The sequence below is a fragment of the Micromonospora sp. WMMD737 genome (genome assembly GCF_049179055.1).
Taxonomy (GTDB): Bacteria; Actinomycetota; Actinomycetes; order Mycobacteriales; family Micromonosporaceae; genus Micromonospora; species Micromonospora reichwaldensis.
This window is the reverse complement of the sequence record NZ_JBMHMH010000001.1, coordinates 5,028,116-5,047,432: the sequence shown is the minus strand read 5'-3', so window position 1 is coordinate 5,047,432 and position 19,317 is coordinate 5,028,116. Positions and strand designations below refer to the sequence as shown.

The 19,317-nt window shown below is 70.7% G+C and carries 20 protein-coding genes; 12 read left to right on the top strand and 8 right to left on the bottom strand.

From position 1 onward, the window contains the following. Positions 1 to 80: 80 nt before the first annotated feature. On the bottom strand, positions 81 to 704 hold the full coding sequence (locus ACN27A_RS22215; protein WP_421456567.1) for a TetR/AcrR family transcriptional regulator: 624 nt from the start codon (positions 702 to 704) through the stop codon (positions 81 to 83). A 132-nt stretch (positions 705 to 836) separates the two neighbouring features. Here ACN27A_RS22215 and ACN27A_RS22210 point away from each other — a divergent pair, with 132 nt between their 5' ends. Then, complete coding sequence (locus tag ACN27A_RS22210) at positions 837 to 2,099, top strand: MFS transporter (RefSeq protein WP_421456565.1); 1,263 nt, start codon at positions 837 to 839, stop codon at positions 2,097 to 2,099. On the opposite strand, the gene ACN27A_RS22205 is transcribed toward ACN27A_RS22210, so the two are convergent. Further along, positions 1,993 to 2,559 (bottom strand): VanZ family protein, encoded by a 567-nt coding sequence (locus ACN27A_RS22205; RefSeq protein ID WP_421456563.1) that lies wholly within the window; start codon positions 2,557 to 2,559, stop codon positions 1,993 to 1,995. The genes ACN27A_RS22210 and ACN27A_RS22205 overlap by 107 nt on opposite strands. Before the next feature lie 73 nt (positions 2,560 to 2,632). Next, positions 2,633 to 3,796: an FAD-dependent oxidoreductase gene (locus ACN27A_RS22200; protein WP_421456561.1), complete on the bottom strand. Its 1,164-nt coding sequence runs from the start codon at positions 3,794 to 3,796 to the stop codon at positions 2,633 to 2,635. 107 nt (positions 3,797 to 3,903) lie between these two features. On the opposite strand from ACN27A_RS22200, the gene ACN27A_RS22195 reads away from it, so the two are divergent. From ACN27A_RS22195 to ACN27A_RS22185, 3 genes are all read left to right on the top strand, one after another. Next, positions 3,904 to 4,482: a TetR family transcriptional regulator gene (locus tag ACN27A_RS22195; protein ID WP_421456559.1), complete on the top strand. Its 579-nt coding sequence runs from the start codon at positions 3,904 to 3,906 to the stop codon at positions 4,480 to 4,482. 159 nt (positions 4,483 to 4,641) lie between these two features. Further along, entirely contained in the window at positions 4,642 to 5,085 is a 444-nt protein-coding gene (locus ACN27A_RS22190) for a SigE family RNA polymerase sigma factor (RefSeq protein ID WP_421456557.1), read from the top strand. Between the two features lie 52 nt (positions 5,086 to 5,137). Further along, on the top strand, positions 5,138 to 6,700 hold the full coding sequence (locus tag ACN27A_RS22185) for a recombinase family protein (RefSeq protein WP_421456555.1): 1,563 nt from the start codon (positions 5,138 to 5,140) through the stop codon (positions 6,698 to 6,700). A 567-nt stretch (positions 6,701 to 7,267) separates the two neighbouring features. Here the strand turns inward: ACN27A_RS22185 and ACN27A_RS22180 are convergent. Then, positions 7,268 to 7,885 (bottom strand): hypothetical protein, encoded by a 618-nt coding sequence (locus ACN27A_RS22180; protein WP_421456553.1) that lies wholly within the window; start codon positions 7,883 to 7,885, stop codon positions 7,268 to 7,270. Between the two features lie 998 nt (positions 7,886 to 8,883). Here ACN27A_RS22180 and ACN27A_RS22175 point away from each other — a divergent pair. The 3 genes from ACN27A_RS22175 to ACN27A_RS22165 all read left to right on the top strand — a co-directional run bounded on the left by ACN27A_RS22175 (position 8,884) and on the right by ACN27A_RS22165 (position 11,834). Then, positions 8,884 to 9,720, top strand: a complete 837-nt coding sequence (locus ACN27A_RS22175) for a DUF2637 domain-containing protein (RefSeq protein ID WP_421456551.1) — start codon at positions 8,884 to 8,886, stop codon at positions 9,718 to 9,720. Between the two features lie 437 nt (positions 9,721 to 10,157). Continuing rightward, positions 10,158 to 11,096, top strand: a complete 939-nt coding sequence (locus ACN27A_RS22170) for a replication-relaxation family protein (RefSeq protein ID WP_421456550.1) — start codon at positions 10,158 to 10,160, stop codon at positions 11,094 to 11,096. Positions 11,097 to 11,672: 576 nt separating this feature from the next. Then, the gene (locus ACN27A_RS22165) at positions 11,673 to 11,834 is read left to right on the top strand and encodes a hypothetical protein (protein ID WP_421456548.1); all 162 of its coding nucleotides are present in this window, start codon (positions 11,673 to 11,675) and stop codon (positions 11,832 to 11,834) included. 146 nt (positions 11,835 to 11,980) lie between these two features. Here the strand turns inward: ACN27A_RS22165 and ACN27A_RS22160 are convergent, their stop codons facing one another. Both ACN27A_RS22160 and ACN27A_RS22155 read right to left on the bottom strand, forming a co-directional pair. Continuing rightward, complete coding sequence (locus ACN27A_RS22160; protein WP_421456546.1) at positions 11,981 to 12,844, bottom strand: helix-turn-helix domain-containing protein; 864 nt, start codon at positions 12,842 to 12,844, stop codon at positions 11,981 to 11,983. Then, positions 12,841 to 13,377 (bottom strand): DUF6879 family protein, encoded by a 537-nt coding sequence (locus ACN27A_RS22155; RefSeq protein ID WP_421456543.1) that lies wholly within the window; start codon positions 13,375 to 13,377, stop codon positions 12,841 to 12,843. The genes ACN27A_RS22160 and ACN27A_RS22155 overlap by 4 nt, the downstream gene beginning before the upstream one ends. 111 nt (positions 13,378 to 13,488) lie before the next feature. On the opposite strand from ACN27A_RS22155, the gene ACN27A_RS22150 reads away from it, so the two are divergent. Beyond that, positions 13,489 to 13,689: a DUF397 domain-containing protein gene (locus ACN27A_RS22150; RefSeq protein WP_421456540.1), complete on the top strand. Its 201-nt coding sequence runs from the start codon at positions 13,489 to 13,491 to the stop codon at positions 13,687 to 13,689. Positions 13,690 to 13,795: 106 nt separating this feature from the next. On the opposite strand, the gene ACN27A_RS22145 is transcribed toward ACN27A_RS22150, so the two are convergent. Both ACN27A_RS22145 and ACN27A_RS22140 read right to left on the bottom strand, forming a co-directional pair. Further along, a complete protein-coding gene (locus tag ACN27A_RS22145) occupies positions 13,796 to 13,999 on the bottom strand; it encodes a DUF397 domain-containing protein (protein WP_421456537.1) in 204 nt (67 codons plus the stop codon). Next, positions 13,996 to 14,847 carry a helix-turn-helix domain-containing protein gene (locus ACN27A_RS22140; protein WP_421456534.1) on the bottom strand — a complete coding sequence of 284 codons (852 nt, stop codon included), beginning with the start codon at positions 14,845 to 14,847 and terminating at the stop codon, positions 13,996 to 13,998. The genes ACN27A_RS22145 and ACN27A_RS22140 overlap by 4 nt, the downstream gene beginning before the upstream one ends. A 397-nt stretch (positions 14,848 to 15,244) precedes the next feature. On the opposite strand from ACN27A_RS22140, the gene ACN27A_RS22135 reads away from it, so the two are divergent. From ACN27A_RS22135 to ACN27A_RS22120, 4 genes are all read left to right on the top strand, one after another. Next, positions 15,245 to 16,402, top strand: a complete 1,158-nt coding sequence (locus tag ACN27A_RS22135; protein ID WP_421456532.1) for an FAD-binding oxidoreductase — start codon at positions 15,245 to 15,247, stop codon at positions 16,400 to 16,402. Continuing rightward, entirely contained in the window at positions 16,399 to 17,091 is a 693-nt protein-coding gene (locus ACN27A_RS22130) for an N-acetyltransferase (protein ID WP_421456530.1), read from the top strand. The genes ACN27A_RS22135 and ACN27A_RS22130 overlap by 4 nt, the downstream gene beginning before the upstream one ends. Before the next feature lie 217 nt (positions 17,092 to 17,308). Then, positions 17,309 to 17,569, top strand: coding sequence for a hypothetical protein (locus tag ACN27A_RS22125; RefSeq protein ID WP_421456527.1), 261 nt, complete (start codon positions 17,309 to 17,311; stop codon positions 17,567 to 17,569). Then, complete coding sequence (locus ACN27A_RS22120) at positions 17,536 to 19,026, top strand: APC family permease (protein WP_421456524.1); 1,491 nt, start codon at positions 17,536 to 17,538, stop codon at positions 19,024 to 19,026. Before ACN27A_RS22125 ends, ACN27A_RS22120 begins: the two co-directional genes overlap by 34 nt. Positions 19,027 to 19,317: the final 291 nt, after the last annotated feature.

Below are 19,317 nucleotides of genomic sequence, written 5' to 3'. Positions count from 1 at the left end.
TTCCCTCCAGCGTCCAGGGGTGGGGACGGGTGCTAGGGAACCACGGCCGGAAGGTTACTGACGAGTTGCCCCACCCCGGTTCAGGAACCGGGGTGGGCCAGCAGGGCGGCCAGGGTGGCGGCGCGGAGCAGCTCCGCCCGGCGGCGCCGGTCCACCTCGCCACCCAGGAACGGCGTCGAGTTCATCAGGCCGAACGCGGCGTGGGCCAGCACCCGCGCCTCACCGTCGGGCATGCCCGGGTGCAGCGCGGTCAGCACCGTCACCCACTGTTCGACGTAGAGCCGCTGGAGCCGGCGGATCCGGCGGCGCGGCTCGTCGGGGAGGCGGTCCAGCTCGTGCAGGTGCAGGGCGATCACCGCCGGGTTGGCCAGCGCGAAGTCGACGTGGAAGTCGATCAGCGACTCCAGCGCGCCGCGCGGGTCGTCGGGGTGGCCTGCGGACCGCTGCTGGCCGCCGGCCAGCAGTTCCTCGCTGACCGGGATCAGCGCGGCGACCAGCATGGCCTCCTTGCCCGCGAAGTGGTGGTAGAGCGCCGGGCCGGTGACCCCGGCGGCCGCGCCGATGTCGTCCATCGAGACGCCGTGATAGCCCCGGGACGCGAAGAGGCCGACCGCGATCTCCAGGATCTCGTCCTTGCGGGACCGGCGCCGGGCCGACCCCGCGGCCCCGTTCGCCCTGCCCCGTGCCTGCTGCTCGACCGTCACCGGGCAAGCGTAGACCTCGACCGGCCCGGCGTGGAGCCTCCGCTACCCGTCGGTTGGCTCACGTCCGCCGCCGGTGACCGGCGCGTCCGGCCCCTTGACCCTCGACCCGGTCGAGCCCGGAGGGTCGCCGGCATGACCGCACCCCCGCTCGGCCGCGACTACCGGCTGCTCTGGTCCGCCGCCGTGTCCTCGCGTCTCGGCGACGCCCTGCGTACGCCGGCACTGGCGCTGCTGGCCGCGACGCTGACCCGCGATCCCCGGGTGATCGCGGCGGTGACCGTGGCCGGGCAGCTCCCGCCGCTGCTGTTCGGCCTGCTCGGCGGCGTGTACGCGGACCGCTGGGACCGCCGCCGGACGATGGCGGTGGTGGACGGCCTGCGCGCCGCCGTGACCGGCGCACTCGCCCTCGCAATCGCCCTCGACCGGGCCGGCGTCGCCGCGCTCGTGGCCGTGGCCTTCCTGCTCGCCGCGCTCGGCACCCTCTTCGACGCCGCCTCGTTCGCGATGCTCCCGTCCGTGGTGCCGCCGGCCGCGCTGCCCCGGGCTAACGGCCGCCTCCAGGCCGGCTCGGCGGTGGCGGGCGGCTTCCTCGGCGCCCCGGCCGCCGGCGTGCTCTTCGCCCTGGCCGCCCCGCTGCCGTTCACCGTGGACGCCCTCACCTTCCTCTGCGCCGCCCTGCTGGCCCTCGCCCTCCGTCCCGTCCCGCCCAGCCCCCGCGCCCAACCCGGGCGGCGGTCGGTGTGGCGGGAGGGCGTCGAGGGGATGCGGTGGGTACGCGGGGACGCGTTGCTGTGGCGGCTGACCGTGGCGACCGCCGGGAGCAACCTGGCGATCAGCGGGCTGATGGCGGTGCTGGTGCTCTACGCGCTCGACGTGCTGCGGGTGCCGCCGGCCGGGTACGGGCTGTTCGCCGCGGGGGCGGTCCTCGGCGGGCTCGCCGGTGGGCTCGGGGCGGGTCGGTTGGCCGCCCGGCTCGGCACGGTGCCCGCGTTCCGCGTCGTGCTCGCCGGCCAGGCCGTCGCGCTGACCGGGCTGGCGCTGGCCCGGCATCCGGTGCCCGGCGGTCTGGCGCTGGCCGTGTTCGCGGCCGGCACCACGGTGTGGAACGGCCTGTGGGCCTCGTACGGGCAGCGCCACGTGCCGCCCGCCCTGCTCGGCCGGGTGGGCGCCGCCCAGCGGATGGTCGGCCTGCTCACCGCGCCGGTCGGGGCGGCCCTCGCGGGCATGGCCGGCGCGGCGTACGGGGTGGGACCGGTGGCGGCGGCGGTGGCCGGGGTCTTCGTGCTGGTCACCCTCGCGGCGTGGCGGACGCTGCGACCGGCCGCGCCGGCACCGGCCGCCGGGCCCACCAGCGCCGCGACAGCAGCCCGGCCAGGGCGGCGCCCGTCGCGTTGAGCAGCACGTCGTCGGCCGAGGAGACCCGGCCGAGGTCGAGCGCGTACTGGAGGGACTCGACAAGCACGGAACCGGCCGCCCCGAGCAGGAACAGCCGGCCGACCCCGGCCAGCGCGGCCAGGCGTACCGGGCCGAAGAAGCCCAGCGCGGCGAAGACCAGCAGGTTGCCGACGACCTGGACCACGGCGGTCACCGGCGGCCCGGTCAGCAGGTCGGCCAGGTCGCGCAGCGGCACCGGGTCGACCTGCCGGGGCGCGGGCCGGGGGGTGAGGATCATCCACGCCCACGGCAGGGTGCCGGCCACCGCGCCCACCTCGGCGACGCTGCGCCGCCACGACTCCCCGACCGTCGCGGCGTCGCGGCGGTGGCGCGCCAGCACCGCGGTGAGGAGGGCCAGCAGGGGCAGCCCGGCGGCCACGGCGAGCAGCACGCCACCCCAGTCCCGCCACACCTGACCCACCGGGGCAGCCTAGCCGCGCGCACCGTCGCGCCCGGCCCACCGGGCAGCCCGGCCGCGCGACCCGCCGGGCAGGTCAGCCGCGCGTCCCGTCGCGGTGGTGCAGGCCGGAGAGGCGCATCGCGATCCGGTGCCGGGCCGGCGGCACGGCGCCGAGCAGGCGGAACAGCAGGTTCCGGGCCGGCCGGGCGGCCGGCGGCAGGGTGGCGAGCCGGGTCAGCCGGGCGGCGAGGGCCACCACCTCCCCGGCCATCGGGCGGCGCCGGGCCGCGTACGCGTCGAGCAGCGCGTCGGGCGCGCCGGCCAGCACGTCGGCGAGCGTGCCGCCGAGGTCGACCGCGTCCACGATGCCGAGGTTCATCCCCTGGCCGCCGGCGGGGCTGTGCACGTGCCCGGCGTCGCCGGCCAGCAGCACCGGCCCGCTGCGGAAGGTGTCGGCGATCCGGTGGTGGATCCGGAACCGGGAGCCCCAGAGCACCTCCGTCACCCGGTCGGGGCGGCGGGCCGGGCCGCGCTCGTCGAGCAGCGCCTGGAGGTGGGCCCGGTCGGGCGCGGCCGGGGCCTCCGCCACGGCCGCGACCAGCCGGACCACCCCGTCGGGCAGCGGCGCCCAGACCAGCGGGCCGGAGCGGGCCAGGAAGAGGGACACCCGGTCGCGGGGCAGCGCGCTCTCCAGCCGGACGTCGGCGAGGACGAACGACTCCTCGCCGCCGGCCGGGCCGGAGAAGCCGATCCCGGCCCGCTCCCGCACCGTGCTGTGCATCCCGTCGGCGCCGACCAGGTAGCGGGCCCGGACCGTCGCGCCGCCCGCGAACGTGGCGACCGCGCCGGCCGCGTCGGGGGCCAGCCCGGTCATCCCGTACGGGCGCAGCACCGGGACACCGAGGGCGGCGAGCTGCCCGGCGAGCACCTCCTCGGTGACCGACTGGGACACCATCAGCGCGTAGGCGTGCCGGGAAGGCAGCGTGTCGAACGGCACGGTGAGCAGGACCCGGTCGCGGTCGCGCACGGTGAAGCCCGGCGACCGCAGCCCGCGCGCCACCAGCGGGGCGCCGGCGCCGATCCGGTCCAGCGTCTCCAGGGTGTACGCGTGCACCACCGCCGCCCGGGAGGTCCGCGGCGGCCGGTCCAGCCGGTCGACCACTGTCACGTCGACCCCGCGCCGGGCGAGGGTCAGCGCGGCGGTCAGCCCGGTCGGGCCGGCACCCACCACCAGGACGTCCGTGCAAGTGGGCAGCATCGCCAACCTCCGTCCGTCAATGCCAACACATGTTGGCAAACGCCTGTTGGCAACGTTAGGTCGACCGACGATGGAGTGTCAACAGGCGTTGGCATACGGTCGTGGGCATGACCGACGCCGCGCCGACCCGTACCCGCCGCTCCGACGCCACCCGGGCGGCGATCCTCCGCGCCGCCCGCGAACGCTTCGCCGCCGACGGCTACGACCGGGCGACCATCCGGGCCATCGCGGCGGACGCGCGGATCGACCCGTCGATGGTGATGCGCTACTACGGCAGCAAGGAGGGGCTCTTCGCGGCGGCGGCCGAGTTCGACCTGCGGCTGCCCGAACTGGCCGACGCGCCACCCGAACGGCTCGGCGAGCTGCTGGTCCGGCACTTCGTCGACCGGTGGGAGACCGACGGGACGATGGCCGCGCTGCTGCGTACGGCCGCCACCAACCACGCCGCCGCCGAGCGGATGCGGGGCATCTTCGCCGACCAGCTCACGACGGCGGTGGCCCGGGTCGTGCCGGAACCGGCGCAGGCCCCCCGGCGGGCGGGGCTCGTCGCCAGCCAGATGCTCGGCCTGGCGCTGACCCGGTACGTGCTCCGACTGCCCCCGGTGGTCGACGCCGACCCGGCCGAGCTGGTCGCCTGGGTCGCGCCGACCGTCCAGCGCTACCTGTGCGGCGCGCCCGACGCCTGACCGGGCACCGCCCCATCATCGTGGGGTCCGGGGCGTGACCGCCGGTACCGCGTCGGTCGCGCCGCCGCCGTCCGGACTCCGGCGAACGGCCACCCAACCTTTTCCGGCCCCGGTGCGTCTGTCTTGTGACGCGCAACGGCCGGCCGGAGGGGAGGGCGGATGGGACCGCCGACGACCGACGACGGGCGGGACGGCTACGTCACCTTCGTCGAGTGCCACCAGCACCGGCTGCTGCGCGCGGCCTACCTGGTCTGCGGCAACCGGCACCAGGCCGAGGACCTGCTCCAGGACGCACTGCTCAAGCTCGCCCTGCGCTGGCCCTCGGTGCGGCACGGTGACCCGGCCGCGTACGTGCGGACCATCCTCTACCGCGACGCCGTCTCCTGGTGGCGCCGACGCCGCCGGGAGTGGCTGAGCGAGTACCCGCCGGAGCGGGCCACGACCGAGGGCGACGGGGCACTGCGGCTCGCGCTGCGCGACGCGCTCGGCCACCTGCCGCCCCGGCAGCGGGCCGTGCTGGTGCTGCGCTACTTCGAGGATCTCACCGAGGCCGCCACCGCCGAGGCGCTCGGCGTCACCGTCGGCACTGTCAAGAATCGTTAGAAGCTAGGGTCGATGTTGCCGACATGAACGTCGATCTAAGGGGACGGTTCTGATGGTACGGCGGAACACCCGGCCTGGAAGTGCGGGCCGGTTCGACAGCAAGGACGCGTTGCTGGCTGGTGGCGCGGCGGTGCGGGCGTTGCGGTATCAGCGCGCGAGTCAGGACAAGAAGGAGCAGGGCAAGAGCGTCCACGACCAGGGCGTACTCAACCTGGCGGAGATCACGAAGCGGTCCTGGACGGACGCGGGGTCGTTCACGGACAACCACCGCTCGGCGAGTCGCCGCGCCACGAAGGAGCGCGAGCAGTTCGAGTTGCTGATCGAGCAGATCCGGGCGGGCAAGGGCGATGTGCTGGTGGTGTGGGAGATCTCCCGCAAGGAACGCGACCTCGCGGTGTTCGTGAAGATCCGGGACATGTGCCACGAGGTCGGCCTCTACTTCTGGCTGGTCGGCGGGGTGCTGTATGACCTGCGGGACAAAAACGACCGGATGATGCTCGGTTTCCAGGCGGTGCAGGCCGAGTGGATGGCCGACTCGATCCGCGACAACGTGCTGCGCGGCATCGTCGGCGCCGCCGAAGCCGGCCGCCCACACGGAAAGATCACCTACGGGTACCGGCGGATCTACGACCAGCGCACCCGAGCGTTGCTTCGTCAGGAGCCGGACACCGAGATCCACACCGCCGTGGCGGCCGACGGAACGGTGACGCGGTATTCGCGTGAGCAGGTGGTACGGGACAACTTCCGCAAGATCGCCGAGGGCATGCCGTTGACCGCGCGGGAAGCCGAGTTGAACCGGCTCGGGATCCCCGCCTCACAGGGCGGGATCTGGCGGCGGGGGATCCTGCGTAAGCAGGTGATGAACCCGGCCTACATCGGCAAGCGAGTCCTACGCGGGGAGATCGTCGGCGACGGGATCTGGCCCGCACTGGTGGACGAGGAAACCTACTGGGCGATCGTGCGGATGCTGCAGGACCCATCGCGCACGACGACCCGCCCCGGCCGCGCAGTGCACCTGCTGTCGTACATCGTGCGCTGCGGCGTATGCGACGGCCCGTTGTCATCGCAGCGGCAGAATCGGCACGGCTGGACCGGGCAGGTGTACTCGTGCCTGCACAAGCGGCACGTCGGGGTGAAGGCCGAGTTCCTCGATGAGTACGTGCAGCGCGCGGTGGTGGCGTGGCTGTCCCGCCCCGACGTCTACGACATCCTCACCGCCGCCAGCGCCAGCGACGAGGACGTCTCGCACGCCCGAGCGGAAGCGCAACGGCTGCGCGGAGAGTTGGAAGACTGGCGGAAGCTGGGTGAGGAGGGTGAGGTCACCGCTATCGCCTACGCCCGCGCCGAGAAGGGCCTGCTCGCGCAGATCGCCGAATACGAACAACGCGCCGCCGACGCCGGCATCCCCGCCGTGCTACGCGGACGCATCGGCGACCAGGCGGTGACGGCGTGGCAGGAACTCGACGGCGACATCGCAGTGAAGCGGGAGATCATCCGCCTCGTGGCCGACATCAAGCTTCTGCGCGCCGGCTTCAAGGGCGAACACCGCACCTTCGGCCGCCACCGCCTCAACTGGCGGTGGAAGTTCGGCCCGCAGGACCAGCGGATGGCCTGACGACTTGACCTTCAGGCAGAGGTGAGTGTCGATCGTGTCCGTCGTCCTGCCGTGATCGGGCGGGGCGGCGTGACCCGTCGACGGAAGGTTTCTCGCCGTGCTCCGCGAACGACTCAGTGCTCTCGCTGCCCTGCCCGATGATGTGATCGATCCGCTGTTGTGGCGGCTCGCCTTCGATGTCGCCGCCGCGCACCAACCGAGTGAGCGTGGCAACTGCCGGAATCTGCAGTGTGTCGGGCAGCGGGGCATGTGCGCCGCCGCGCGCGCTGCCCGCCGCGCGATGGCCCTCGCACGGTCTTCTCGAACGACCGCCTCACGTACCCGACCAGCCCGGGGGCGCGCGACGGTGGCCGGGTCTTCCCAGCGCGGTTTCGCCGGCTGGTTCACGAAGCGGTCACCAATCGAGGTGACGCGTCCCGTCAGCCGTTCGGCAACCCTCCCGCGCTGGTCAACCGTGAGGAGCGCCGTCGCGTAGCGAAACCAGCGTCAGTGGCATGCCAGCGTGAGCGCTCATGCGTACCCGAGCGGTGTCGCGGCGGGCGTCCGGACAGGCCGGAAGGTGGGCGGTCACTGTCGAGCGGGCACACCAGGTGCGAGCGGCTGGGTACGTGGTTCGGCCCTCCGGATGTTCCAGGCGTCGATCTCGTTGTACTCCAGGTCGATGTCATAGTGCTCGCCCCGGCGCATTGGATATCTGCCGTCGGGGGCCATGTCCGGGTCGTGTAGGCGTGCGGTGATGACGCCGTCGCACGGCAGCCGGAAGTCGCAGACGAGCTCACCATCGTGATCGGAGGCGTCGCTCGCGACGGTGGCGGCCATCCGCATCGGCGCGGCCACCACCCCTTGGCGGCAGTCTGGGCACGTGGTGAGGTGCGCCTGCCGGGCCTGCTGGCAGGCGATGCTGAAGGGAACGTCGCGGAAGTACTCGCGGCCCGCGGGCGTGCGTCTGCCGATCTTGGCGCAGACGGCGATCAGCTGCCGCTCCGCCCACTGGGCGCCCTGCCATTCCTCCGAGACCCAGCGGCGCTTGATGGTGAGACCGTAGCGACCGCAATCTCGCTCGTGACGCTCGTGGCGCGTGCGGGGGTCGCCGGTGCGGCCCACCTTGATGACCCCGTTGTCGAATTGCAGGACGTAGAGGTGTTCCCCGCCCGGGCGCATTGATGTTGACTCACCTCTTGCCACGGCCGGGGAGTGTAGCGGCTACCCCTGACAGCGGCCGGCACGGATGGACTGCCATCGCCATCTGACGATCTTCGTCACGGCACCCGCACTCCGTGGCACCACCACAGCTGCTGGACAACAGAAGGCCACGAACCAGGTGGCCGAGGCCGGAATGACCACCCGGTTCGCGTTCCAGCATCCCCCTACAGAGATCGACATCCCAAGATGCGAGACGTCATAGAAAGATTCTCGACCGCGATCGCGTGGACGGACAGGGACCGTCACGGACGCGGGCGACATCTATAGCACTCAGGCGGACTGGTGGCAAGACTTGGCGGCTGATCGGTTGGAATCGGTGGTTGACTCCATCGGGTTTCCGGGGCGTAATGGAGAGACGTTCCCGCAGCGCCGGCTGGCGCGGTCGGCCACAGACGCAGCGGGCAGGCACCTCCACTCGGGGGTGCCTGCCGTTGCTGGTGCCGACCCTGTCGGGATACGTCGAGTGATGGGAGGACCCCATGAAGGATCGTCTGTCGGCGAGTTGAGCCGCCGCACCACGTGAGCGCCTGCGCGCTGTCGGTGGTGGGTCCTGATCATCTGTGGCTCGGCTTGGCCGTCCGCCCTGTGTCCACGCTGTTGACCGCAGCCTGCTGTGCGGGCCGCGGCGATGCCTGCTTGCCCTGCTGCCTGCCCCTGCGTGGGGTCTGGCGTGTTCCTTGACTCGACCATAGTGACTTGCCGTCCCCCGCGCCCACGTGAGGGGTCCGCCCGGCCGGGCGTCACCCGGCAGGGTCGCGCCTGCCCGTACCCGGCGGGCAGGCGCGACCCGCGGGCGATCCCGCCCTCGTGCCGCACCTGGAACCCACACCCACACCCCAATTTGGAGAAGATCGTGACTCCACTCGACAACATCGTCTCTACGGGCCCGGCCGTCACGGCGGTCCTCCCGGTCGTCCGCATCTGGGCGACGACGCCTCACCAGGTGTCCTCCGGGCCAGCCGGCCACAGGTGGTGGGCCCTTGGCGACACATGACCTGCGACGCCGCGACCCGCCCGCTGCGGCAGGGCCGGGGCGGCAGCGGCTGGAAGACCGCGCCCAAGTGGCGATCATGCTGCTGATCGGAGGCGCGGCCGGCGCGGCGTCCTTCACCCACGTGCATGACGTCGCCGCCGCGCACGGCCAGCCCGGCTGGCTGGCCTGGGCCGACGCGATCGTCCTGGAGCTGACCTCGATCGCCGCCGGCCTGGAACTGCGCCGCAACCGGCGCCTGGGCAAAAGCATCGCCTTCCCCACCACCATGCTGACCGCGGCGGTGCTGCTGTCCCTGGCCGCGCAGGTCGTCGAGGCCGAGGCGTCGGTGATCGGCTGGATAGCCGCCGCCCTACCCGCCCTGGGTTTCCTGGCGATGGTGAAGATCGCCCTCGGCCGCGCCGACCCCACCCCACCCACCTCAACCGCCCAACCCGCGCCGACGGAGCCCGAACCACCGCGGACCGTCGACACGTCGGTCCCGGACAACCGCCCGCCGGTCCGCGTCACCGCCGTCGCGGTCCCGGACTCCGCGACAACGGTCCCCGCCGTCGCGGACCAACCATCGGCGGTCCCGGACCTCCCGGACCATCAGCCGTCGACCGACGACAGCGGTCCGGAAGTCGCCGCACTGGTCCCGGCCGCCCGGACCGCCGCCCACAACCTCACCGCCGAAGGGACACCGCTGTCCCGCAAAGCCCTCGCCCGACAACTCCGCGCGGACGGACACCAACTGTCCAACGCCACCGCCTCAGCCCTCGTGCGCGTCCTGCGCGCCGAGACCACCCCGCCGACTGCGGATCTGTCACATCGGGAGGCCGCGTGACAGAACCCCACCCCACGGCTTCTGTCAGCCCGAGCCGACGCTGTCAGACCAGCGTGCGCGTCTGTCAGCAGGCCCGCGAGCCGACAGATGCCGACCGGAGCTGTCCACCTGCTCCCGCCCGCTGCGGCGGCGGGCGCACCAATCTCACACCTACTCGCACCTCTGACTTGGAGCACCAACGATGATCGCCTCGTACCGCGAACCTCACCAGCGCAACCGACCCGACTCACACCCACTCTCACCGCACCGTCACGCCGGAACCGGTGTGCCCGGCAGTGTCGCAGTCAGCGCCGATCCCCGTTCTACCGTCCGCCTTGATCCTGACCCCCAACCTGACCCCCCACAGCCGCTCACAGCCCAGGTAGACCCCGCTCTCAGCGCTCCGATGCCGCTCCAGACAGACCCTCAAGTCTGGGGTCTCCCCCCGGGGGCCGCCCATGCGTAACCGGCTGCCGGCTCCAGATTCGCTGCTACGCCTACAGGCCAGCATCACCGCCCGTGACGACCGGCTCCTCGGCTGGCTCTACGACCACGGAGTCCTCACCACCGACCAGATCGCCACCGCTCTGTTCCCGTCCCTGGACTTCGCCCAACGGCGGCTGCGCCGCCTCACCGTCCTGCGCGCCGTGGACCGGTTCCGGCCCAACAAGGCCGACGGCGGCTCCTACCCGTACCACTACGTCCTGGACCAACTCGGCTACGACCACGTCCACGCCCAACGCGGACTCGGACCACCCCGCCGGGACCAAGCCCGCCGCCGCAAACAGTCCCTCACCCGCCGCCCGGACCTGCCACACCTACTCGGCGGCAACCAGGTCTTCATCGACCTCGCCGCCCACGCCCGCACCCACCCCAACAGCCACCTGGACCGCTGGCAGCCCGCCTCCGCCTTCCACGACCCGGGCGTGTTCTACCGGGAAGGCGGCAACCCCGAGATGATGGTCCACGGACCGACAGGACTGCCCCGCCCCGACGGCGCCGGGGTCTGGACCGAGCACGGGCGGTCCGTGCCGTTCTTCATCGAGTACGACACTGGCCTCGAACGCCTCGACATCCTCACCGAGAAGATCGCCAAGTACGAACGGGTGTACGCGATGAGCACCTGGGCGTGGCCGGTCCTGTTCCATTTACCCTCCGCCCGACGCGAGACGAACCTGCACCACCGCCTTGCCGAGGCCAGGCCAAGGGCGGTCATCGCCACCACCACCGCCGAACTACGCACCGCACTCGGCACCAGTCCCGCCGAACAGGTGTGGCAGCTCATCGGCCTCAACGCCGGCCGTCACCGCCTCATAGACCTGCCCTACACCGATACCCGCCACGACAGCGAGTTCCCCACCCACACCGTCCCCGACCAGGAAGTCCGGGCCGCCTGATGCGGGCGGGGCGGAGCACACGGCGCGTACCGGCGGCCTACGCGCTCACACGACGCCGAACCCGCCCGTGCCCGCCCCAACCCAGGGCAGCTGTCACTGCCTGCCCTGTGGCCCGCACCGAGGCGACGGACCGGGCCGCGCGCCGGGCGGCAGCGAAGCGGCAGTTCCCAGAAGCTGTCAATGTCTGTCACCGGACGCTGTTCGGCGACAGACCCCGCGACCGCCCGGCCCACTCACACCAGCGGCCTACCGCGGTGAGTCACTGTGAGTGGCGCACGTCTTCACTTCCACGGCCACCGGAGCTACAGTCCGCAGCCCTGCATCGACACCGACCTCGCCGCCGCCTCTGCACGGCCGCGATCCGCCGATCGATCGTCAACGAGTTCCTACCACCGCGAAGGAGATGCCCATGGCCCGACACGTCGTCCTCACGCCACGAGCCGTCCTGGGAGGGACATGGCCACACGCCGTGACCAGACATCACGCGCGAACACACACCCGTCGCCGCCGGCCCCGCCCACGCGGACAGCCGACGGCGAGGCCCCGACCGCACACCCCGACACCGACCCTCCGGCCATGCCGGGAACGCTGTCGATGGCCCGCTACCTGACCGACCCCGCAACCGAAACCGAAATCCAAGCCCTCGCCGCCGAAGCCGGCCTCCCGACCGTCGACCAAGCCGCCACCCTCGCCCGCCTGCTCCGCCTGCACCAACCCGCTCCGCCACGCGCCGCGTGACCTGCGCCCGCCCTCGTCTCTGGGACGGGCGCAGCCCGTTGGCGGCTCCGTGAACCGGACTCTGTCGGCACCGTTCGATGGCGGTGGCGGCCCAACCATCGGATAGATAAGCCCTCTGGCCTTCGTCCTTGGTACGTGGGCTGCGTTCAGCTATCTCTGGTCAACGCGCTCATCGCTTCGGCTCGTAGCCCCTTCAAGAGGTCGCGAGCTTGCTCTCCAGCTAGCCCATCCGCCAGCAGCGACGCGTACACCCGCGAGTAGACGTCGATCTCCTCAGGATCGGTCAAGGTCAACTCGCGGGTGTACGTCTCGACCGTGACGAAACGAGTGTCATCAGGCAGGGTGTAGATCACGAACGAGTGCGCGTGGACCATCGACGGTTGGCTGCCGATGGGCACGATCCCGATGCTCACCGTGGGAAGCGTGGAAACTGAGAGAATCTTGTCGTACTGCGCGGCGAGCGCCACGGCCGGCGCCGCCCGGAACCGCAGCGCGGACTCCGAGATGAGAAATTCGAAGCGCCTGCCCTCTTCGTACAGTGCCGACTGCCGCTCGATGCGCGCCGCGGCGGCACGCGACGTGTCGCCCACACCGAACACATCGGCGAGAGTGAGGATGTTGCGGGCGTACTCCGCGGTTTGGAGTAGTCCGGGCACGGCCGCGTGCTGGAAGACCTGCATCTGTGTCGCGCTTTGAAGTAGCCGTCCGATGGTTCGTTGGTGCTCGGCACGTCCGCCGCTGAGGGACCGGTCCCAGATGACTGACGCCACCTGGATGGACTCCGCGACGTTGACCAGTTCGGCGGTGACGTCGTCTGGCGCGTTGGTGGCGGCTGTCCATGCTCGGATGTCGGCGACGGACGGCTTCGTGCGCCGGTTTTCGATCTTGGAGACTTTCGACTGCGACCAGCCCAGCGCCGCGGCCAGTCGGGTGGTGGACAGGCCAGAGTCCTCGCGTAGCTCGCGAAGCCGTGCGGCAAGCGCCGCGCGGTCGTCTGTCGCTGGGCTCACCAGGATCTACGCAACTCATGCTGAACCATCGGCAGGTAGTCACGCAGTGCGACGGAGTGCCTCATCGCGAGGTCGCGCTGTTCGACGAAGGCCGCCACGTCGCTGGTCTGCTCCATGGACACCCGTCGGCCGCGCCCGTCGTAGTGAATTTTCACCGCGAGCGCGTCGTCGAGGAGCCAAAAGTCGTGTGTCAGCGCGCCCAGTTCCTCGGGGGCCACTGCCCGGTCGGCGATCCGGACGTCTTCGCCCGCGGCCACGTTGCCGTGGTAGCCCAGCAGTTCGAAGCGGAGATAGTCCGACAGCGGGCGGTCCAGGACGTGGACCCGACTCCAGCGCCTACCGGCACCCACGCTGTCCGCCACCATCCGCAGCCACGGATCCGCATCCGTGGTGCGCGGTGGCAGGGGACGCCCCGCCCGGAAGTCGCGAAGCAGGTCCACCTCGCCCGGAGCGGTATAGGTTCTTAGCGTTTCGAGACGGAACACCGACCGCTCGACCTTGCGCAGCATGCGTTGCAACTCGTCCATCTGCATCGGATCGTCCCGTCCTGTGCCACCCGCCGATCAAGTTTAGTCGCGCCCGGAGACTAGTCGTCCCCGCCGCCTTGTGGCAGTCTCGATCCTAACGTAGCGAAGGGAGTCGACATGTCGGACGCGTCCGAGGGCCTGACCTGGCGCAAGAGCTCAGAGAGCCTCAACGGCGACTGCGTGGAGGTGGCATCGCTGCCCGACGGCGTAGCCGTGCGGGACTCAAAGAACCCCGGCGGTCCGAGGCTCACCTTCTCGCGCTCGGAGTGGCACGCCTTCCTGCAGGGCGCGAACCAGGGCGAGTTCAACGACCTGTAAGTGCGCCAGCGTGATCGTGGGCAAGGAAAGGTGCTGCCGGCGGGCTCGACGGCAGCACAAAGCCGGGCATCGACAGCCCGTTTGGTAACCGGAGCGGATGGCTCTTTCAGGAAGGGTGGCCGAACTCGCCTTCGGCCGCACCTTCAAGGAATGCGGCGAACTGGCCGGGCGTGAACACCAGAACGGGACCAGTCGGGTCTTTCGAGTCCCTGACGCCGACACTTTCGCCGACTCTCGCCACCTCAACACACTGACCGCTTTGCTGTGTTCTGGTGCTCTTGCGCCACGTTGCGCGACTGAAGTCGATCACGCAAACTCCTTCGCAGTGTCACGAATCATCAACACGGAGTCATCCGGCCCCAGTGCCGTCGCCCTTAGTCGATCAAAAGCCTGAACGGCTGCTTGGACGTCGGCGTCACCTTCGGGGTAGAGGTCGCCGGCCATCGTCTCGATATAGACCACCTCCCGGTCGGCCGGGTCGGTGAAGCCGAGGACGACGAAAGCACCCGGCGTGCCGGGATGCGCACCGGCCGCGAACGGCAGCACCTGGACGTCCACGTGCGGAAGCCCCGCGATCGTCACCAGGTGATTCAACTGCTCAGCCATCGTCTCTGGGCTGCCCACCTGCCGACGTATCGCCGCCTCATCAAGAACCACCCACAGTGCCGGCGGATTCTCGCGGTGCAGCAGAGCCTGCCGACGCAGGCGCACCTCGACACGTCGCTCGATCTCCTCCTCGGCCAGTCGAGCGACCCCACCCGCGAGGACCGCCCGGGTGTACCGCTCGGTCTGCAAGAGGCCCGGAATCGAGATCAGCTCGAAGTTCCAGATCCGCGCGGCATCCGCCTCGAACCCGATATAGGTCGCGTACTCATCGGGAATGCTGCCCGCGTAGCGATGCCACCAGCCACGCTGCGTTGCCGTCTGGGCAACCTCCACCAGAGTGGCTGCTGTCGACGGGCTCGCGCCGTAGGTCGTCAACAAGGCTCGCACTACCGGCACGCGAACCCCCACCAGCGCACGCTCCACGCGCGACAGGTGTGAGGGGGAGATCCCCGCACGCGCCGCCGCGTCCTCGATCGTCATGTCGACGGACTCACGCAAGTTGGCCAGCTCGCGAGCAAGGCGTCTGCGTCTCAACGTAGGCCAGTTTGGCACCGACACAGCATGACACAGCCTTCGAACACGAAAGTTGACTCAGACAACTTGTCTCGATCTAGTCCGGCGGGTAAGACTAAGTAGCGCTTAGGACTAGAGGGTCGCCGGTCCGCAGATCGATCGATGGACCTCTGGTAAACACCGGGAGGGCACGTGGGCTTAACGTCACAGCATCGCGACACCTTCGAGCTTGCCCCACGAGTGGCGCCGCAAGAGCGCCAGCCTCGAAGGCTGCTGGAGCCGATAGGTCTCGCCGGCGGCTCATTGACCACCTCAGGCGCAGCGGCCTATGAGCCGGGCCGACTGAGGCCGTGCCGGGGACCGCAGGCTGTCACCTGCTCTCATCCGGCGCTGGCTGGGTCTGCGGGTCGTTGGCTGACGAGGAATAGCGGCCACGATGGCTGACCTGGAAGCCTCGCTGGCGCTACCTCTCGCTGCGCATGCCTCCGCCGGCGACATCTTTTGGACGTCCATGCACGAGCACGGCGTGCGGTGTCTGCCGCAACATCGCGCACTGATTCTGTTCTCGACGCTCGAGCAGTTGATCGCGGGTCGGGGTGATCCGGCTGGCCGGCGGGCTGCGTTGGCAGTGTTGGGTCGGATGTACCGGCGGTTCGGGTTCAGCCCACACCACGGCACTCTTGCCGCAGCAGCGATGGCCGACACGGTACGGCGGCTTACTGGTGCGAGCTGGAACCCAGAGCTGACCTGCGCTTGGGAGCTGGGTTGTCGTCGGGCAATGCGCCTGGCCGAGCGGGCAGCGGAGGCTATGGGAGACGGGCCTGGTGTCACGGTCGGCGAGGCCGAGGCAGTCGAGTTGGTGTCGGAGGGTGTCGCGGTGTTGACCATTCGCCCGATGCAGCGTCTTAGTTACCTGGCTGGTCAGGCGATGCCGGTGTGTACGCCTCGGTTGCCGGGACAGTGGCGGTGGTTCTCGCCGGCGAACGCACCCCGCCCGGACGGACGGGTGGAGTTCCACATCCGCGCAGTTGCAGGGGGTGACGTTTCGTCCGTCCTGGTGAATGAGGTGGAGGCGGGGGAGGTGTTGTGGCTGGGGCCTGCGGTCGATGTCGGGCTGTCGTTGGAGGCGGCCGGCGATGCCGATCTGCTGTTGGCGGCCGGGGGTACCGGTCTTGCTCCGTTGCGGGCGTTGGTCGAGTGGGTGGCCGCGTCGCCTTTCAAGCGGCGGGTGACGTTGGTGGTGGGTGCGCGCACCCTTGATGGTCTTTATGACGCGGTGGCGTTGGACAAGCTTCAGATGGCTCATGGTGACTGGCTCACGTTGGTGGTCGCGCTCTCCGCTGACCTCGATGTGGAGCCGGTCGTGCAGGGTGATCTGCTGAGTATCGCCTTAGATCATTACCGTCCTGGACAGGCGTTCTACGTGTGCGGCCCGCCTCGGTTGATTGAGGCGGCGCGGAGCCGTTTGCCCGCTGCGGGTGTCGATCCAGGCTGCCTGCATCTCGCGGCGACCTTTGAGCGCGGGTCCTGCTCGCCGTTGTCGATGTCTCGCCCTCACGGCAAGTTGGAGTCAGTGCCGGGAGGTGCGGCATGAGCGTCGTGGACGTGGTGGTCCGCCGCGCGACTGGTGACGACATCGCTTTCCTGTCGGGCGTGGTGGCCGATGCGTTGGCGGCGTCGCCGGTGGGTGGGTGGCTGGTGCCGGATCCGGTCGAACGCTCGCAGGTGTTGCGCTGTTACGCGCTTCTGGTGCTGGCGCACGGCGTGAAGTACGGCCAGGTCGACATGACCGACGATCGGACCGCGGTGGCGGTGTGGTACTCGCGGTCGCAGCCAACACCCGTCTGCGCCCCGTACGAGTTTGACCTGCACCGGTTGTTCGGCCCGTATGCGGCCCGTTTCGGTCTGCTGCACGCCTGCGCCGATGCGGTGCATCCGCATACTCCGCATCACTACCTCGCGCACCTGGCAGTGCCTTCCAGGCGGGGCGCCGCAGCACGAGCTTTGCTGGCCAGCTATCACGGTGTGCTGGACGCGGCTGGGCTGCCGGCGTACGCAGAGGTCAGCAGCCACCGTCCTCGGACGGAACTCCTTGCCCAGCTCGGGTACCTGCCGCGCTCGCCGATCTCGTTGCAGCCGGGTGGTCCGGTGCTGTGGCGGATGTGGCGGCCTCCGCCCGTCGTGAGACAGCCGGGCGGCCTGCCGCGTCGGGTGCGCTTGCATCGTGGGGCGACCCCGTTTCACGGCCGGCTGATCGCTGCGGCAGTACCGCGCTCTACCTGACGGCCGTCTCACAGTTCGTTGATCACCTGCTGGCGATGACCTCGCCGCCAGTGGGCTACCCCTTTGCACCCTGAAACGGAAGGAGAAGTGCCTCATGCGGACCTCTACCAGGCGATCCGTTACCGCGTCGCCACCACGGAGGCTCAATGCCGGGCGGTGGTTGCCGCCCTGGTTGACCGGCGCGCGTATTGGTGCCGCCGTCACGGACGCGGGAGACGTGACGTCGGACGCCTACAAGTTCGGGTATGCGATCCGCCGTGAGTGGCCGAGCGGTGAGCATGACCTGTTCGGGTTCACGCCCGACGCCGACATCGCGCAGCGGCACCTCGACCGTGACCAGGGCTACTGGCAGTCCGGGCCGGTGCGCCCGGCGGCGGTGTTTGTGGTGGCCGTAAACGCCCGGGACGTAGAGCGGCATCCCGTGGGGGGCTGTCGCCAGTCGTGGTGCCCGAACGTGCCGGAGCGGGGGCAGCGGTGAACACGACGCATGTGCAGGTGGCCCTCGCGAGGCGGACGTTGACGCCGTTCGGGTTGTGGGCGCTGGGAGCGGCGGCGTCGGCGCCCTTGGTGGTGCTGGCCGGAGGCATCGTGGCGACCTATGCGACCACGAAGGTGACCGCTCTACCGTTGACGTTCGTGCTGGTGGCGGGCACGGTGGCGTTGCTCGCGGTCGGGTACACGGCGATGGCGCGTCAGCTCGGTCATCCGGCGGCCTACTACGGCATCCTCGCCAACGGCCTGGGCCGTGGTTGGGGTGTGGCCGCCGGCCTGGTCGCTCTGGTCGCCTACAACGGCATCCAGATCAGCCTTTACGGCCTGTTCGGGGCGACGATGGCCGGTGCGCTCGGTGGTTCCTGGTGGGTGTGGGCGGGCATCGCCTTGGCTGTTGTCGGGGTGCTGGGTGTGCGGGCGATCATGCTCTCCATCCGGGTCCTGGCCACGGTGCTGGGTGTCTCGCTGCTGGTCGTCGCGGTGTTCGTCCTCGCCGGATTGTGGCAGCCGGCGGACGGCGAGGTGTCGTGGGCGGGCTTCGACGCCTCCGGTCTGGCGGTCAGCGGCATCGGCGGCGCGGTCGCGTTGTGTGTGGCCGCATTCATGGGAGTTGACGCCCCAGGCTCGTTCGTTGAGGAAGCCATCGATCGCCGGTCGGTCAGTCGCGCCACCGTCGCCGCCGTTCTCGTTCTCGGCGGGGTGTATGCGCTCGCGGCGTGGGCGATGGGTATAGCGGTCGGCCCCGACACTGTCGCCGAGGTGGCGGCGGATCCGGCGGGGGGCCTGCCGTTTGCCGTGTTGGAGCGTGCTGGTGGCCTCTGGGTTGCGCTGGCGAGCGTGGCGTTGATCTTCGCGGTGCTGACCTCGATGTTGGCGTTTCACGCCGTGATCTCCCGCTACGTATTCGCGATGGCCCGCGAGGGAGTCCTGCCCGTCGGTCTCGCACATACCGGCAGCACCACGCGGGTCAACGCGCCGCGCGGCGGCTCCCTGAGCCAGACCACCGTGGCGGCCCTCGTGGTGGGTGCGTTCGCGCTTTCTGGTGCGGACCCGATGGCGGTGATGTTCACCTGGCTGTCGACGGTGGGCGCGATGGGCCTGCTGTGTCTGCTGCTGGCCGCGTCGGTGGCCGCGATGACGGCCCCGGCCAGCGTGCGTGGCCCACAGCCGGGGGTGTGGCAGTGGCGGCTCGCACCGGCTCTGGGTGTGCTCGGCGGGTCGGTGGTGCTGGTTGCGATGGTCGGCAACGTCGGCTCCCTGCTCGGTGCCGCGCCCGGGTCGCTGTATCCGTTCCTGCTGCCCGCGATCCTCGCCGCCGTCGCTGTCGCGGGCAGGATGTGGGCGGGGCACCTGCGGCGCCGGCGTCCGGAGATCTACGCCGGGATTGGCCGAGGAACACCGAAGACGCACGCGATTCCCGACGCCATCCACGTCTCGATCTGAGAGAGAGCGACGATGACGACTCACGCGGCCACCCTGCCACCCGTCGGACGCTACGCCCTCGACGCCCGAGACCCCGCCTGGCAACCGGACCACCCGTCGGCCGTCGCCCAGCGGCCGGAGTACCCGCCCGCCGTCCCAGAGCAACGAAGGTACGCACCCGCCGTTTCGCAGCGCCCGGAGCACACGCCCACCGTTCCACTGCGGCAGGTCAACCAGCCGTCCCCCGGCCACGGCCCGGCCCCCGCACCCCGTGACTACCCTCGCCCACCCGAGACCCACGTTCCCCCGGAC

Coding starts and splice junctions, on each gene's coding strand:
- ACN27A_RS22155 (WP_421456543.1), bottom strand. CDS start 13,377: ATGCAGATGGACGAGTTGCAACGCATGCTGCGCAAGGTCGAGCGGTCG.
- ACN27A_RS22150 (WP_421456540.1), top strand. CDS start 13,489: ATGTCGGACGCGTCCGAGGGCCTGACCTGGCGCAAGAGCTCAGAGAGC.
- ACN27A_RS22195 (WP_421456559.1), top strand. CDS start 3,904: ATGACCGACGCCGCGCCGACCCGTACCCGCCGCTCCGACGCCACCCGG.
- ACN27A_RS22190 (WP_421456557.1), top strand. CDS start 4,642: ATGGGACCGCCGACGACCGACGACGGGCGGGACGGCTACGTCACCTTC.
- ACN27A_RS22130 (WP_421456530.1), top strand. CDS start 16,399: ATGAGCGTCGTGGACGTGGTGGTCCGCCGCGCGACTGGTGACGACATC.
- ACN27A_RS22200 (WP_421456561.1), bottom strand. CDS start 3,796: ATGCTGCCCACTTGCACGGACGTCCTGGTGGTGGGTGCCGGCCCGACC.
- ACN27A_RS22135 (WP_421456532.1), top strand. CDS start 15,245: ATGGCTGACCTGGAAGCCTCGCTGGCGCTACCTCTCGCTGCGCATGCC.
- ACN27A_RS22165 (WP_421456548.1), top strand. CDS start 11,673: ATGCCGGGAACGCTGTCGATGGCCCGCTACCTGACCGACCCCGCAACC.
- ACN27A_RS22185 (WP_421456555.1), top strand. CDS start 5,138: ATGGTACGGCGGAACACCCGGCCTGGAAGTGCGGGCCGGTTCGACAGC.
- ACN27A_RS22210 (WP_421456565.1), top strand. CDS start 837: ATGACCGCACCCCCGCTCGGCCGCGACTACCGGCTGCTCTGGTCCGCC.
- ACN27A_RS22170 (WP_421456550.1), top strand. CDS start 10,158: ATGCGTAACCGGCTGCCGGCTCCAGATTCGCTGCTACGCCTACAGGCC.